Origin of the sequence: Leucobacter luti, from assembly GCF_019464495.1 — a bacterium.
Lineage (GTDB): Bacteria > Actinomycetota > Actinomycetes > Actinomycetales > Microbacteriaceae > Leucobacter > Leucobacter luti_A.
Window position 1 is genome coordinate 395,523 of the sequence record NZ_CP080492.1, and the last position, 14,729, is coordinate 410,251.

The 14,729-nt window shown below is 63.9% G+C and carries 16 protein-coding genes; 9 read left to right on the plus strand and 7 right to left on the minus strand.

Features of this window, described 5'->3' with window-relative positions; translation table 11 throughout:
* Positions 1-152 precede the first annotated feature (152 nt).
* The 5 genes from K1X41_RS01865 to K1X41_RS01885 all read right to left on the minus strand — a co-directional run bounded on the left by K1X41_RS01865 (position 153) and on the right by K1X41_RS01885 (position 4,219).
* Positions 153-443: a hypothetical protein gene (locus K1X41_RS01865; RefSeq protein WP_220175187.1), complete on the minus strand. Its 291-nt coding sequence runs from the start codon at positions 441-443 to the stop codon at positions 153-155.
* 235 nt (positions 444-678) lie between these two features.
* Positions 679-1,470 carry a siderophore-interacting protein gene (locus K1X41_RS01870; RefSeq protein WP_220175188.1) on the minus strand — a complete coding sequence of 264 codons (792 nt, stop codon included), beginning with the start codon at positions 1,468-1,470 and terminating at the stop codon, positions 679-681.
* 96 nt (positions 1,471-1,566) lie between these two features.
* Positions 1,567-2,619: an iron-siderophore ABC transporter substrate-binding protein gene (locus tag K1X41_RS01875; protein ID WP_220175189.1), complete on the minus strand. Its 1,053-nt coding sequence runs from the start codon at positions 2,617-2,619 to the stop codon at positions 1,567-1,569.
* Between the two features lie 147 nt (positions 2,620-2,766).
* Positions 2,767-3,606: a helix-turn-helix transcriptional regulator gene (locus K1X41_RS01880; protein WP_220175190.1), complete on the minus strand. Its 840-nt coding sequence runs from the start codon at positions 3,604-3,606 to the stop codon at positions 2,767-2,769.
* A gap of 130 nt (positions 3,607-3,736) precedes the next feature.
* Positions 3,737-4,219 carry a GatB/YqeY domain-containing protein gene (locus tag K1X41_RS01885; RefSeq protein WP_220175191.1) on the minus strand — a complete coding sequence of 161 codons (483 nt, stop codon included), beginning with the start codon at positions 4,217-4,219 and terminating at the stop codon, positions 3,737-3,739.
* A gap of 333 nt (positions 4,220-4,552) precedes the next feature.
* Between K1X41_RS01885 and K1X41_RS01890 the strand changes: the two genes are divergently transcribed.
* Positions 4,553-5,743, plus strand: a complete 1,191-nt coding sequence (locus K1X41_RS01890) for a N(5)-(carboxyethyl)ornithine synthase (protein ID WP_258566604.1) — start codon at positions 4,553-4,555, stop codon at positions 5,741-5,743.
* A gap of 112 nt (positions 5,744-5,855) precedes the next feature.
* Here K1X41_RS01890 and soxR read toward each other — a convergent pair whose 3' ends face one another.
* The gene (gene soxR, locus K1X41_RS01895) at positions 5,856-6,263 is read right to left on the minus strand and encodes a redox-sensitive transcriptional activator SoxR (protein ID WP_243642860.1); all 408 of its coding nucleotides are present in this window, start codon (positions 6,261-6,263) and stop codon (positions 5,856-5,858) included.
* A 169-nt stretch (positions 6,264-6,432) separates the two neighbouring features.
* On the opposite strand from soxR, the gene fdxA reads away from it, so the two are divergent.
* The 6 genes from fdxA to K1X41_RS01925 all read left to right on the plus strand — a co-directional run bounded on the left by fdxA (position 6,433) and on the right by K1X41_RS01925 (position 11,936).
* Positions 6,433-6,762, plus strand: a complete 330-nt coding sequence (gene fdxA, locus K1X41_RS01900) for a ferredoxin (RefSeq protein WP_133616704.1) — start codon at positions 6,433-6,435, stop codon at positions 6,760-6,762.
* A 16-nt stretch (positions 6,763-6,778) separates the two neighbouring features.
* Complete coding sequence (locus K1X41_RS01905; protein WP_220175192.1) at positions 6,779-7,309, plus strand: flavin reductase family protein; 531 nt, start codon at positions 6,779-6,781, stop codon at positions 7,307-7,309.
* A gap of 28 nt (positions 7,310-7,337) precedes the next feature.
* On the plus strand, positions 7,338-7,970 hold the full coding sequence (locus tag K1X41_RS01910) for a superoxide dismutase (protein WP_220175193.1): 633 nt from the start codon (positions 7,338-7,340) through the stop codon (positions 7,968-7,970).
* A gap of 112 nt (positions 7,971-8,082) precedes the next feature.
* A complete protein-coding gene (locus K1X41_RS01915) occupies positions 8,083-8,697 on the plus strand; it encodes a phosphoribosylanthranilate isomerase (protein ID WP_220175194.1) in 615 nt (204 codons plus the stop codon).
* A gap of 197 nt (positions 8,698-8,894) precedes the next feature.
* Positions 8,895-10,856, plus strand: a complete 1,962-nt coding sequence (locus tag K1X41_RS01920; protein ID WP_258566605.1) for a BCCT family transporter — start codon at positions 8,895-8,897, stop codon at positions 10,854-10,856.
* Positions 10,857-11,291: 435 nt separating this feature from the next.
* The gene (locus tag K1X41_RS01925; protein ID WP_258566606.1) at positions 11,292-11,936 is read left to right on the plus strand and encodes a M23 family metallopeptidase; all 645 of its coding nucleotides are present in this window, start codon (positions 11,292-11,294) and stop codon (positions 11,934-11,936) included.
* 27 nt (positions 11,937-11,963) lie between these two features.
* Here the strand turns inward: K1X41_RS01925 and trpD are convergent, their stop codons facing one another.
* Complete coding sequence (trpD, locus tag K1X41_RS01930) at positions 11,964-13,025, minus strand: anthranilate phosphoribosyltransferase (protein WP_220175197.1); 1,062 nt, start codon at positions 13,023-13,025, stop codon at positions 11,964-11,966.
* A gap of 249 nt (positions 13,026-13,274) precedes the next feature.
* Here trpD and ctaE point away from each other — a divergent pair, with 249 nt between their 5' ends.
* Positions 13,275-13,889 (plus strand): aa3-type cytochrome oxidase subunit III, encoded by a 615-nt coding sequence (gene ctaE / locus K1X41_RS01935; RefSeq protein ID WP_132204077.1) that lies wholly within the window; start codon positions 13,275-13,277, stop codon positions 13,887-13,889.
* Positions 13,890-13,909: 20 nt separating this feature from the next.
* The gene (gene qcrC, locus K1X41_RS01940; protein WP_132203509.1) at positions 13,910-14,719 is read left to right on the plus strand and encodes a cytochrome bc1 complex diheme cytochrome c subunit; all 810 of its coding nucleotides are present in this window, start codon (positions 13,910-13,912) and stop codon (positions 14,717-14,719) included.
* Positions 14,720-14,729: the final 10 nt, after the last annotated feature.

Sequence of the window (14,729 nt, forward strand, 5' to 3'; positions counted from 1 at the left end):
CAGATTGTCTCGTCGCATGCGGCGCATCGTGAACCCGCGGGTGTTTGCTCTGGCGCCACCGTGCGCGGCACGTGTCGCTCCCGCACGAACTCTCGCGAATCGCTTTCCACAGCTTCCGGCGGCGACGAAGCTCCCGCACTCTGAACGCGAGATTATGACAGGGCAAGCACCAGAAGCACCACCCCGCACACGGCTGCGCCCGCCCCCACCACAGTGAGGAGCGTTCCGCCCGACCGTACTTGCGCCGGGTGCGAGCGAGAGTGATCTTCTGGGTCATAGGCAACCAGGCACTTGCCCCCGAACGGAGCGCGCCACAGGACTTGCACCGCGGTCTGCCCCACGCGCTCGACGCCGTCGGGCGTGCGATATCGATAGTGGTGCGGGGCGAAGCGCAACGCCGGCCCCAACCACTCCCCCTGAGCGATCATCCAGCGCTTCGGCACCAGCCTTCGCAGGCGAATTCCTACCCACAGCACGCACCCCGCGAGAAGGACGAGCACAGCACACGCGATATACACAGCGCCTCTTTCTCTGAGCGCGGACCTTCCAGACGGTCGAGCTGCGAGCTCCCCGACTCAGGCGTCGTCTCGGCTGCCGCTGCTCCCCGAGCCAGAATACCCCTCAGTGCGCTCTTCAAGACACGGGGTCCGCTGAGTACGCACAGTGGACGCGCTCAGATCACGCCACTTCTTCGCGCGGCTGTTCTACGTGGCCTGCCACGCCGGCTGTCCAGTACCCGATCGCGCGATGTCTCGTGCGCGGCTGAGCATGGACGCGCCGCAAGACGTCTCGCACTTGCCGCGAGACCGTCGCTTCGCACGCAACCCATGCGTACCCGGGGCTGCGCGGCAAGGTGGCCCGCTCAACGACGCTGGGAAGCGTGCTCGCTGTTCCTGCGCTGCTGACGACCCACGTCCAGGAGACGTCGCCCTTGCTCGCTATCTCTTGCCGGTCCTCGTGCGTAGGCACCTCAACAACGGCTTGGACGACCGCCCCCGCGGGCAGTTCTTCGACGATCCGGGCGAGGCCGGGCAGCCCAGTAGCGTCGGCAACGAGGAGCTGCCACTCGGCGTCTGCGGGAGCCGCGTAGTAGGCACGGGACACTGACGAGCCGAGAAAGACGCCAAGCACCTGTCCTGGTGCGGCTGACTGCGCCCAAGCTGCGGCGATCCCCTCGTCGTGCACAACAAAGTCCACGTCAAACTCGGTGCCATCACCATGGACTTTCCTGACCGTGTAGTGCCGCCAGGGCGGCGTGGCATCCTGCCGTATCCTGCCAGCGCGCTCGTCATTGAAATACGACACGTCAGCGACCGACTCCCCCGGGTGCGGAAACGCGAGGTCGATCCGTTCGTCGCCCCGCCCCTCGACGAACCAGCGCCAGGATCCGATGGCTCGCAGGCGAATGCGAATCAGGGATGGCGAAACGCGAGTGACCTGGGTCACCTCTGCTGGCTCACAAAATGCCACGTGCTGCTCCTTCACGTCGAGTGTCGCGTGCGCCTGCTCCCGAGCGCGAGATGCTGGGATCCGGAACACTCCGCATCCCTGGGGTGCCGAGGCGCACTAGCGGGCTACGAGTTCAGCAAGCTCTGGCACGAGTGTGTCCAGTGCCCAGGGAATGTTCAACGCCGTTGGTGATGAGGTGGCCCACACGAGTGACGGCTCGGTGAGTACCAGATCCTTGCCGTCAGCCACAGGCCCCCACAGACGCACTACTGGGTTTCCGACCGTGCGCTGCGCATCCTCCTCATTCCCTGCCCAGGCGAGGAACACATCGACGTCATCGTACTCATTGAGCAGTTCGACGCTGACACTATCGCTCGACCCGAGCGTACTGCGCTCGGCGAAATCAAGGATGGATTGCGGCGTGCGGAACCCCAAGGCTTCAACGAACTCCACTCGAGGATCCGCTGGGAAGTAGAACGTGAGGTCGGTTGATCCATCCGTCAGCCCCATGCCGTAGGCGAGACGCACCCCGTCAAATTCGGGATGTTCGGCTGCGTGCTTGGCGAATAGCTTCTCGGTAGATTCCAAGAGCTTCTCTGCCTGTTCCGTGCGCCCCAATGCCACACCGACCGTGTGGGTCAGATCTTGCCAGTTCGAGGCCCACGGCTGTTCCGCGTATGCCACCGTCGGTGCAATCTGAGCGAGACGCTGGTAGTCCTCACTTGAGATCCCAGAGAACGGTGCGAGGATCACGTCGGGTGCGAGCCCGAGAATCTGTTCGAAGTTCACCTCACCACTGCGTTCTTCTGCGTCAAGAGTCTCAGGAAGTGGCGCACCCATGTCTTCGACGGCGTCGCGGAACCAAGGCAAGTATCCATCTTCGTCCGCGCCCCAGCCGTACGAGGGAACGGCGACGGGCACAACACCAAGTGCAACGACCGCGTCCTCTGCCGCCCACCCCAGAGTGACGACTCGCTGCGGTTCTGATTCTATGGTGGTCTCCCCGAGGGCGTGAGTGATGGTCACGGGAAATGTGTCGGTGGCAACGCTGTGTGCGTCGTGCCCTGGCTCCACACTCCCCTGCCGCTCCTGCGCACCAGTGCAACCGCTCAGTAGAGCAGCCGTTGCGAGCAGCACAGCAACGAGTGAAACGGGCTTCTTCAAGCGCATACACGGTCTTTCTAGTCAGTGGCTCCTTGCATCACCAGCAAAGCAAGGCTTACCTCACCAACATAGGATGTTTTTCATTCACGTGGCAGACAACAATTTGTGCGCCACGGACACCCTGCACGGATTCCGAACGAACGCCGACCTTGCTCACCGAACGAGCGAGGGGTGGAATTCCTTCGGCGTCGTCCCAAGCTCTCGCTGAAAAGCGACACTGAACGCACTCATCGTGCGGTACCCGACCCGCCGGGCCACATCGCCGACTGCGACACCCTGATCAAGCAGGCGCACGGCCAGCTCCATTCTGGCGAGAGTGCGCCACTGACCAAACGTCGTTCCGGTGCTGACGCGAAATGCCCGGGCAAGCGTCCTGCTACTGACCGAGAGTTGCAGCGCCCAGTGTTCGATCGATTGGTCGTCGGCCGGATCCACGAGGATACGGCGACAGATCTGCGCAATGCGCGGGTCGTGTGGGATCGGCAGATGGATCTTCGGGGTGGGATCCGTTGCAATCAGATTCAAGCAGACGCGCTGGGCCTGGATGCGCTCCTCCCGCGGCATGCCGGCGTCCGCGAGATACAGCAGGAGCTCTCGAGCCGCGACGATCATCTGCACGATCGCTACGCTGCTCCCCCGCCCCGGCACGGCCGCGGGAGTGATGTGCAGCGCCAGGAGATCTCCGTCTCGCTCTGGAACCGCGTGCGGGGTGCCCGCGGGCACCCAGAGCCCCTCTCCCAGTGAGACCGTCCGCAATTCACCACGCACCTCAACCGCTCCGAAACTCCGCTCCGGCCAGAAGACCACATGTTCAGGGTGGGCATGCGTACGAGACGTGCACGAGTTTTGCTCATCCTCGTAGACAAACTTCAAGTACCTCGTGCGCAGCAGATAGCCTTCCGGGACGGTCGCCCCGGTCACCGGCAACCCGGCGGCGCCCATCGTCGCGACCGCATTGCCGAATGCGGCTCCCATCTGTCCCCGGTTCAGCATCCCCACATACACATTATGTCTGATGTAACCAAGGGGAGCCTTACTTACACGGGTGCGGACAGCGCGTCGGCGCCCAACGGTCACACCCGGGTCGTGCCGTCACCTGGGCGCTCCCCTGCGGGGAGCCGCTCTAAGCGACGAGTTCTTTCACCAGCGCGGAGGCAGACCGCGAGTCGAAATTCTCGAACTGCGTTTTGAGTTCTGCCATCACGACACCGATCGCACGTCCGCCCTGGCCTGCCAGACCTCGCTCAGCAATGATGCGCTCGACCGCAGCTCGGATCTCAACTTCGGAGGTTTCTGCCGGCAAGAATTCCCGCAGGGCATCTGCTTCTGCCCGCTCGTTGGCGGCACGCTCCGGCTCCCCCGCAGCGTCATAGATCCCGGCGCTCTGCTCGCGTTTCGAAACTTCTTTCTTGACGATCGCAAGCTGCTCGGCGTCACTCAGCTCGACGCGCGCTTTCCCGGCGGTCTCGGCCTCACCCAGGGCACCGAGCGCCCCGCGAATCGCGAGCAGCCGCAACTCAGCAAGCTGGCGCGCCTCTCCCGCAGCTGAAGCCCGCTCTTTCATCGCGTTCGGCTGTGCCGTTTCAAGGTCTGTCTTGACGCCCATAGTGGTGTCCTTCATATCCAGTTGCGATCGCGCGGAAGCCGCATCAAGCGATCGCCGAGCCAAATTGCAGGGTCACCCGCGATGCTACGGCACGCAAACACTCACGGGCCCGAGGCACCCCGGTTGCACCCCGGTTGCACCCCGGTTGCACCCCCAGGCTCCCGCGCGCAAGGCTGACACTTCGACGCAGCGTTCTCTGCGCGAGCCGGTGTCGCGAGTCGGCGAGGCCAGCCGGAGTCGCGAGCCGGTAGAGCCAGCCGGTGGCTTCCGCAGCTGGGTGGTGTAGCGTCACGAGTGATGAGGGTGCCACGGCGGCACCCCTGAACGGACGCAATGAACGCGCACGACGCCCTGTCCCACGCCACCATGCAGCCCACGGGCCCAGGATCCACACTCGGGGTGATCGCGACCTCCCTCAAAACCGATGAGCGACGAGTTCCGTTGCATCCAGATCACTTCGACCGCATCCCGCCAGAGATCCGCTGCCGAATCCTCATCGAAACCGGATACGGGCACCGCTTCGGGCTCACTGACGAGGATCTCACCGCGCAGTCCTTTCAAGTCGCGAGCCGCAACGAGGTGCTTACAGCGGCCGACATCGTGTTGATCCCGAAGCCGCAGCACGAGGATCTCCTGGCGATGCGCGACGGACAGACACTGTGGGGTTGGCCGCACTGTGTGCAGGATGCGGAGCTGACCCAGATTGCGATCGACAAGCGACTCACCCTGATCGCGTTCGAGGCGATGAACCACTGGCACGCCGATGGCTCGTTCAGCTTGCATGTGTTCCACGCGAACAACGAGCTCGCGGGGTACTGCTCGGTGCTGCACTCCCTCCAGCTGCAGGGCATCACCGGCAACTATGGCCGCCGCTTGAGCGCAACTGTGATCGGATTCGGCGCGACCGCCCGTGGAGCCATCACCGCTCTCAGCGCCCACGGGGTGACGGACGTCCGCGTGCTCACCAACCGAGAGGTTGCAGCGGTCGCCTCCCCCATCCACTCGGTCGAAATCGTGCAGTTCGACCACGAAGAAGGCCCGTACTTGAGTGAGGTCATCACTGAGAACGGGCGCGTGCCGCTTGCCCCGTTCCTGGCCGAGAGCGACCTCGTCGTCAACTGCACGCTGCAGGATCCGAACACGCCGCTGCTCTACTTACACGACAAGGATCTGCCACTGTTTCGTCGGGGCAGCCTCATCGTCGATGTCTCCTGCGACGAAGGCATGGGGTTTAGCTGGGCCCGTCCGACCACATTTGCCGAGCCGACTGTGCAGCTCAACCACGGGGTCACCTACTATGCCGTGGATCACACGCCTTCGTATCTCTGGAATTCAGCGAGCTGGGAGAATAGCGCGGCGCTGCTCCCCTTCCTTGACACCGTGCTGACTGGGCCGGAGGCGTGGGATGCGGACCCCACGATTTCGGCGGCGATCGAGATTCGAGACGGCGTGATCGTCAATCCGGCGATTCTCGAGTTCCAGCACCGTGCACCGGAGTTTCCGCACCCGATTCCCACTGAGTAGCGCTGAAGCGTCGAGAGGCGCGGGGCACCGCTCGACGCCTCCTGTGCTGCATCGTGAGTGGAACAACCCGTCGATATCGCGCGACTGCGCCGTCCCGGATCTGCCCCCTGACTCACACCCGGATCCGCCGCGCGCCGGAGCCGCTGTCGCCGAGTTCGTCATCTGGGTTGAGCAGCGTGCACGCCTTCATCGACAGGCAACCACAGCCGATACATCCGGTGAGCTCACGCTCGAGCTGCTCGATCCCTTGCCGACGCAGTTCGAGCGCCTTTTTCCACCGTCGTGATGCCCGTTGCCAGTCCTCGTGGCTGGGCGTGGATTCGAGGGGAACATCCGCAAAGCTCTCTTGTACGTCCGAGAGCGGGATGCCCAGCCGCTTCGCGACTGCAATGAGCGCCACTCTGCGCAGCATGTAGCGCGGGTAACGGCGTTGATTGCCCGGGGTGCGGCGCGAGGCGATCAGCCCCAGCTGCTCGTAGTAGTGCAGGGCGGACACCGCAACACCTGTGCGACGGCTCATCTCCCCCACTGTCAGCAGCTGATCAGGAAGATGCTGCGCGTGATGCTGCGCCTCGTTCTGAGGCTGCGTGGCACCTGCTCCTTCACTCATGAGGACCTCCTCCAACTTGACCTCAAGCATACTTGAGGTTCTATGGTGGAGCCATGGCTCTCCGAATTGATCGTGTTCTGTGACGTACGTCATCGCGCTCCCCTGCGTAGATCTCAAAGATCGGGCGTGCATCGACGAGTGCCCCGTGGACTGCATTTACGAGGGTGACCGCATGCTCTACATCCACCCGGACGAGTGCGTCGACTGCGGTGCCTGTGAACCCGTGTGCCCGGTTGAGGCGATCTATTACGAAGACGACCTCCCCGCCGAATGGTCCGACTACTACCGAGCGAACGTCGAGTTCTTCGATGAGATCGGCTCACCTGGTGGCGCGGCCAAGGTCGGGGCATACGACTTCGACCATCCCGTAATCGCCGCACTACCACCCCAGCCCGTCGAAGCGCACTAACTTCAGGAGTCACGCAATGCCCAGCACCACAGCGTCAGCCACCGATCTCACGGCGGCTTTCAAGGACGCGTTCCGCACCCATCCAGCAGGGATTGCGCTCATCACCGCGCAAACTCCGGATGGCCCGGTCGGGCTCACCGCGTCCAGCGTCGCCTCGGTCGGCCTCGAGCCCGCGGCGCTCGCATTCTCAGTCACCCGGGCTACCGGCAGTGCGGGCGGGATCCTGCAGGCCGAGAGCTACGTGGTGCATCTCTTGGACCACGCGCAACTCGAGATTGCGCAGCAGTTCGCGATCAGCGGTGGAGAACGCTTTACGTCCGCACAGGGCTGGGATCGGCTCGCGACGGGTGAACCATATCTCCCGGCCGCGCGAGCCGCACTTCGCGCACGCACGATCCAGTCCATCACCGTTGGCGCATCGACGCTGGTGCTCGCCGAAGTCCGAGAGGTGCACCTCGGCACTCCCTCGGAACCGCTCATCTACCGCGATCGCACCTTCCACTCGATTGGCCCGGCACACGAGCACTCCACACCACCCTCCTCCTGACCTGATTCCCCAACGAAAGGACCCAGCCATGGCTGAATACACTCTGCCGGATCTCCCCTACGACTACTCTGCGCTTGCGCCGCACATTTCGGGCAAGATCATGGAGCTCCACCACTCCAAGCACCACCAGGCCTATGTGACCGGCGCCAATACCGCACTTGCGCAACTCGCGGAAGCCCGTGCGGCCGGCGACCTGCGCAACGTCAACAAACTCGAAAAGGACCTCGCGTTCAACCTGGGGGGCCACATCAATCACAGTGTGTTCTGGGAGAACATGTCGCCTGACGGAGGCGGCGACCCTGAGGGCGAGCTCGCTGAGGCACTCGGTGCCAGCTTTGGTTCGCTCGAGGGGTTTCGCTCCCACTTCGAGGCCACAGCACTGGGCGTACAGGGCTCTGGCTGGTCCGTCCTTGCCTGGGACTCGCTGGGCGCTCGCCCCGTGGTGTTCCAGCTATTCGACCAGCAAGGCAACGCACCGCTGGGCGTCGTCCCCCTGCTCCAGCTTGATGTTTGGGAGCACGCCTACTACCTGGATTACCACAACGTGCGTGCCGACTACATCAAGGCGTTCTGGAACGTCGTGAACTGGCAGGACGTCGCCCGTCGATTCGCTGCTGCTCAGCAACAGCCCACCGGCCTGATCGCTGCCGCAGCGCGCTAACTCGCAGCTCACACTCACGGCCTTGGCCCGACCACTCCTGGCCGGGCCAAGGCCGTGGCGCGTTAGGCTGGAGCGTCTGCGCTGGCGGAATACCCGAGCGAGGAGTCTCACCATGTACGTCAAGATCTGTGGCCTGCGTGATCCTGCGCATGCCGAGCACGCCATCGCGTGCGGGGCCGACGCGATAGGCGTTGTGATGAGCCCCCGGAGCTCGCGACACGCCACTCTCACGGAAGCTGCCGCAGTGCTCGCGGTGGCGAGCGGCGTCGATACGGCGCTCGTCGTAAATCGCATGGATGCCGCGGAGGCAGCTCAACTCGCCACCGAGCTTGGCTTCGATGTGCTGCAATTGCACGGCACCTACACCGTGGCGGACTTCGCGGCCGCACGCAGGATCATTCCTCGCGTATGGCGAGCCACCTCAATCGCGGACGACCCCGAGCTGCGCGCAGGCGAGCGGGGTGAAGAGCGTCTGCTGGTTGATGGCGCAATTCCCGGCTCCGGCAAGCCCTGGGACCTCACGAGCCTCGACACGCACCGACTCGGCACGGAGTGGCTGCTCGCAGGAGGATTGGATCCTGAGAACGTCGCCGCCGCGATCACGGCGACCGCCCCTGGCGGGGTTGACGTCTCGAGCGGCGTTGAGTCTGCTCCAGGGGTGAAGGACCCGGAGCGCATCGCGCAGTTCATCAGCGCGGCACGCCAAGCACACATCACGATCCAATAACGAACAAAAGAGCCGATCAAACGGGATTTTGCGGGGAAAATTCCTGAGCGTCGCGCTTTCATACTCGCGCAAGTGGATGCGACGTCACTAGCGTAAGTCTGGGGACCAGCAGTTCCGGGCCCGTCTGCGTCAGAAACGGAGACCGAACACTCATGCCTCAGTCAAAACCGGGTGGAAAACGCACGATCAAAATCACGGTGCCAACACCACCCCCACTGCCCCACCCCGGCCTGCTTCCGGGAATCGGTGTCGAGCAGACGGGAATCCGATTCCCCACCAACTGGGTGGTGCTCTCCGTCGCGCTCACTCTCACCGTCGCAGTGATCGCCTGGGCCTTTATCGCACCCGATCACCTTGCTGACGTAGGCGCTGTCTCACTCGCCTGGGTCACTGAGAATTTCAGCTGGCTGTTTGGCGCGCTCGCAATTGCAGTCGTGCTCTTCATGCTCGTGGTGGGATACGGCCGCACAGGCGGCATTCGGCTTGGCGCAGACGATGAGGCTCCCGAGTTCTCCACACCGTCGTGGATCTCCATGCTGTTCGCCGCAGGCCTTGGGATCGGACTCCTCTTCTATGGACCGCTCGAGCCGCTCACATACTTCCTCGACACTCCTCCTGGGGTAACGGAGGCAGCCGGTACCGCAGACGCCGCGCTGCCAGCCCTCGCACAAACGATCCTGCACTGGGGCCCGATCGCCTGGGCCTTTTATGCGCTTGTCGGAGGGGCGATCGCATACAGCGCGTATCGTCGCGGTCGCGCTCCGCTCATTTCGGCACTGTTCGAGCCGGTGTTCCCCGGCAGCAGCCACCGCGCACTCGGACGCACGATCGACATCTTTGCCATTATCGTCACCCTCTTTGGCACCGCGGTCTCACTCGGAATCGGCGCCCTGCAAATCGAGAGCGGTTTCCGCATGGTCACCGGAGTCGGGCCGCTGGGCAACACGTTTCTCGTGGGTGCCATCGCGATCCTCACGGCGCTGTTTATCGCGTCGGCAGTATCGGGGGTGAAACGCGGGATCCGCCGTCTCTCAAATCTCAACATGGTGCTCACCGGCAGCCTCGGCCTCTTCGTGCTCATCGCCGGCCCTACGGTGTTTCTGCTGAACTTCGTTCCGTCGTCTCTCGTCGAGTTCTTCGAGCAGCTCGGCCTCATGCTCGCGCGCAACCCGAACCAGGGGCCGGAAACGGCCAAGTTCTTGGCCTCGTGGACCACGTACTACTGGGCCTGGTGGGTCTCCTGGACGCCCTTCGTTGGCATGTTCATCGCCAAGATTTCGCGCGGTCGCACCCTGCGCGAGTTCGTCACCACCGTCGTGCTCGTCCCTTCAGCCATCGTCATCTCGTGGTTCGTCGTCTACGGCGGCACCGCGATCTACATGACCCTCAACGGGGTGAACCTGCAGAGCGGCGAGGCTGGCGAAGAGGTCCTGTTTCACCTGCTGCAGCGCCTCCCCCTCGGGATGCTCACCTCCGTGGTCGCTATGGTCGCCGTCGTCGTGTTCTTCGTGACGGCCGCCGATTCGGCGTCCATCGTCATGGCCTCGATGTCGCAGGGCGGGCGTCCCGAGCCATCGCGCTGGGTGACGATCCTCTGGGGGCTGCTGCTGAGCCTGATCGCGATCGCCCTGCTCCTCGCTGGCGGTCGCAACACGCTCTCCGGCCTGCAGTCTCTGATGGTGGTGTCCGCACTCCCATTCGCGATCGTGGTCATCGGAATCATGATCGCCTGGGCCAAGGATTTGCGCACGGATCCGTTCATCATCCGCCGCAAGTACGCACAGGCCGCAATCGCACAGGGCGTGCGTCGCGGCATCGACGAGTATGGCGATGACTTTGTGTTCGGCACCAGCGAGGTACCAGCAGACGAGGGCGCAGGAGCCGGATTCGATAGCACCGATCCGCTCCTGACTGAGTGGTACATCGACGCCACCACTGGCCCAATCGCCTTCGTCACCCCCACGGATGTCCAGCGCACGCTGGAGCCAGGCAAGATCCAGCCCAGGGGCCCCGAGCGCCTGGATCACACAGCATCCGGTGATGCATCACTCACAGTGGGGGAACGCGTCGCGGAAACACCGGACGCAGACCAGAACACCCCGCCCCGGCCGGATGGCGATATCCCGGCGGACCCGGACGCTGACACCCCACCGCGATAGCGCACGTGAACTGGGTTTCCTGGAGAGAGCTGGCATTTCCAGCTTCCCGACTGTAACCTATTCGTTATCTTCCATTCGGCCAACCGGCCGAATGCCCTGACCGAGAGTACGCATGCCCGAGACCCTCCCTGCGAAACGGACCGAACTTCCGTCTCGCAAGTCGCTCCGCGCGACCGCTCCCCAATCCGCTTCCGCCACCACCTCTCAGACAGCGCCCCCGACGATGATGCCGGTGTCAGCTGGCACCGCTGCCCTTGCCCCGGGTATCAGCGCAGGTGAGTATGTTCGCGTGCCCGTGCTTGAGCATGTGCCCGCGACCGCCCCGGAACGCGCAGCGGCACACGAGCAGCCGAAACGCTCGCTCCGGCGCAGAATCGCGGGCGCCGCGGCGGTCGCTTGCGTCGGGGGCTCGTTCTCACGGCAGCGGTCCCGCTCGTGCAAAGCAGCACCGAGCTGGAGACTGCGGCGGCGCAGCAAGGACTCTTCTCTGAGGTGTCTGCGGCGGAGGTCCCAGCGTCGCTCAGCGACATCACCGCTGTCGCAGTCGATGAGGTCGTCGAGGGCAACTTCACCTTCCGAGCGAACGCGCTCGTCAACTACCCGTTCGCTCAGTCCGTGCTGCTCACCGATCCATTCGGCTACCGCACGGCGCCGGTCGCTCAGTTCCACGATGCACAGGACTTCGGCGCCGCCGCAGGCACGCCAATCCAGGCAATTGCTGACGGCACCGTCCTCGAAGCCGGCTTTGCAAGTGACGGCTGCGGGTTCGGGCTCAAGCTGGAGCACGATATTGACGGCAAAGAGGTCACGAGCCGCTACTGCCACATGCAGGATGCGTCGCACACGTACAAGGTCGGCGATGTCTTGAAGATGGGCGACCTCGTGGGCAAAGTGGGCGCGACTGGAATGGCGTTCGGCGCACACCTGCACATGGCGGTGCGAGTCGACGATGAGCCTGTCGATCCGATGCCGTTCCTCGCGAAGTACAGCCGCGTTGACCGGGATGCCCAGAAGGTAACGACCCGGGGCGAGACCTCACCCGCACCCACCGTCGGCACCCCAGTGCCCGGGGAGCGCTAGGCGCCGGCCTACGCCCGTCAGCGGCCGCTAGGCGTGCGCCGCGGAAGTCGCAGACGACCAGTCGGCAAGCTTCGCCGCGGCACGGCCAGAATCGATCGCGTCCTCGGCGATCTTCAGCTTTTCACCCAGTCGTTCGAGCAGAGCACGCTCAACTGACTCCGGATGCTTGGCGAGATCGAAGGACACCAGTCCTGCAGCGGCGTTCAGCAGCACAATATCGCGCACCGGGCCACGCTCCCCGGCGAAGACGCGACGCACAACCGCGGCATTCTCATCAGGGGTGCCACCGACAAGATCGCTCATCTCGGAGCGCGGAATACCAAGATCGCGCGGATCGATATCGTGCTCGGTGAGCCCGCCGCGGCTGACCTCCCAAAGCCTGGAGTGCCCCGTCGTGGTGAGCTCGTCGAGCCCGTCATCGCCTCGGAACACGAGCGCAGATGCCCCGCGCAGGCGGAACACCCCCACGAAGATGGGGACTCGGTCAATATCAGCGACGCCAACCGCAGACGCCTCAGGCCGCACCGGGTTGCAGAGCGGACCGAGGAAGTTGAACACAGTCGGAATCCCGAGCTCGGCGCGAGCCGGAGCGACGTGCCGGAACCCTGGAAGGAACTTCGCCGCGTGCACGAACGCGATCCCGACCTGCTCGAAGGCTCGGGTGAGCGCCGCCGCATCGAGGTCGAGATTGACCCCGAGCGCGCTCAGCACATCTGAGGAACCGGACTGGCTACTCGCGGCGCGGTTGCCGTGTTTGACAACGGGGACGCCGGCCGCGGCCGCGGTAATCGATGCCATCGTTGAGATATTCACCGTCCCGAAACGATCGCCTCCCGTACCAACAATGTCGAGCGACATCGCCGGCAACTCGAGCGGCATTGCCTCAGCAAGAATCGCGTCGCGGAAGCCAATCACCTCATCGACCGTGACGCCCTTCGACCGGAGCGCGACGAGAAAGGCCCCGACCTGTGCACCGCTGGCCTCGCCGGTCATAAACCGGGACATTGCCCACTCCGCTTGGGAGACACTGAGGTCTGCACCATCAAGCAGCGCCGTGAGAACCGTCGGCCAGTTTCGCTCATCGATCATTCCGCAATTCTAGCGACGCTCACCGCCACGCGCGGAGCGCGCCATGATTCCACAACTCACGCCGCCAATCGCCAGGTCGATCCACAACGAAAATCGGCCAAACGACTCACGAAGCACGGCGTGCTGTCCGAAATCACCCCCGCGAAGCGGTAGGCTTGTCAGGAATCTCGCAGAAAGTTCGGCGCGCCGCTAACGAGTGAAAACGCACACCAAACTTTCAGCCATAATGGAGGGGTGACAACGACCACTATGAATACCAAGTCAGCCGTGCCTTCGGTGAAGCGACCGAATCTCGTCGCCGTCGGCACGATCGTGTGGCTCGGCAGCGAGGTCATGTTCTTCGCGGGCCTCTTCGCGATCTACTTCACGCTGCGCGCAATGAACCCTGAACTGTGGGCCGAACAGACTGCGAAGCACAACTTCACCTTCGCGTTGATCAACACCTTGATCCTGGTCGCCTCCTCGTTCACCGCTCAGGCGGGCGTGTTCGCCGCCGAACGCGGTCAGCCACGCGCCACCGGAGCGAGCCCACGCAACTGGGGCACGGTGGAATGGTTCTTCCTCACCTTCTTCATGGGCGCCATCTTCGTGGCAGGCCAGACCTACGAGTACGCGACATTCGTGTCAGAGGGCATCACCCTCGCATCGGATCCGTATGGCTCTGCGTTCTACATGACCACAGGCTTCCACGGCATTCACGTGTCATTGGGCCTCGTGGCCTTCCTCCTCGTGATTGGCCGCATCTACGCGGTGAAGAACTTCACCCACAAGGAAGAGACAACCGCTGTCGTCGTGTCGTACTACTGGCACTTCGTCGACATCGTGTGGATCATCCTCTTCATCGTCATCTACGTCCTTAAATAGGGTCAGGAGTAATCGACATCATGGCTCGCGCCAAGAAGAACGTTCGTAAGACCGGCCGCCGGCACCCGCTTGCTACCGCTGCACTCGTTGCGGTCGGACTGCTCGTGACCGGCGCCGCGTATGCGGGTGTCAGTCAGACGTCCGCCACCGCGGAAATCGATCTCAATGCTCCCGCGACTATCGCGGCAGGCGAGAAGCTCTTCGGAGCCAACTGTGCAACCTGCCACGGTGCAGGCGCTCAGGGCACGCCGGAAGGCCCCTCGCTCGTCGGTGCGGGTGCCGCCTCGGTGAATTTCCAGGTCGGTACCGGACGTATGCCGCTCGCCTTCCAGGGCCCCCAGGGCATGGTGAAGCCCGCGCAGTTCACCGAGGAGCAGACCTTGCAGATGGCAGCGTACGTTGCCTCGCTCGCTCCAGGACCGGCGCTCCCCGAGACGCAGTACCTGCAGGCCGACAGCGACGATGAGGGCATCGCAAACGGTGGCGAGCTCTTCCGCATCAACTGCGCCATGTGCCACAACGTTTCCGCCGCAGGTGGCGCGCTGACACAGGGCAAGTTTGCGCCGAAGCTGACGGGCGTCGCCCCGACCCACATTTACGAGGCCATGGTCACCGGCCCGCAGAACATGCCTGTCTTCAGCGATGCGAACATCTCGCCGCAGGAAAAGGCCGACATCATCTCGTACCTCAAGTACATCGAGGAGAAGCCGGCAATTGGCGGCCTGACCCTCGGGTCGATCGGCCCCGTAGCTGAGGGCCTCTTCATCTGGGTAATCGGACTGGGCGCCATCATCGGCCTCACGGTCTGGGTTACCGCGAAGTCGAACTAGTTTCGGCCCG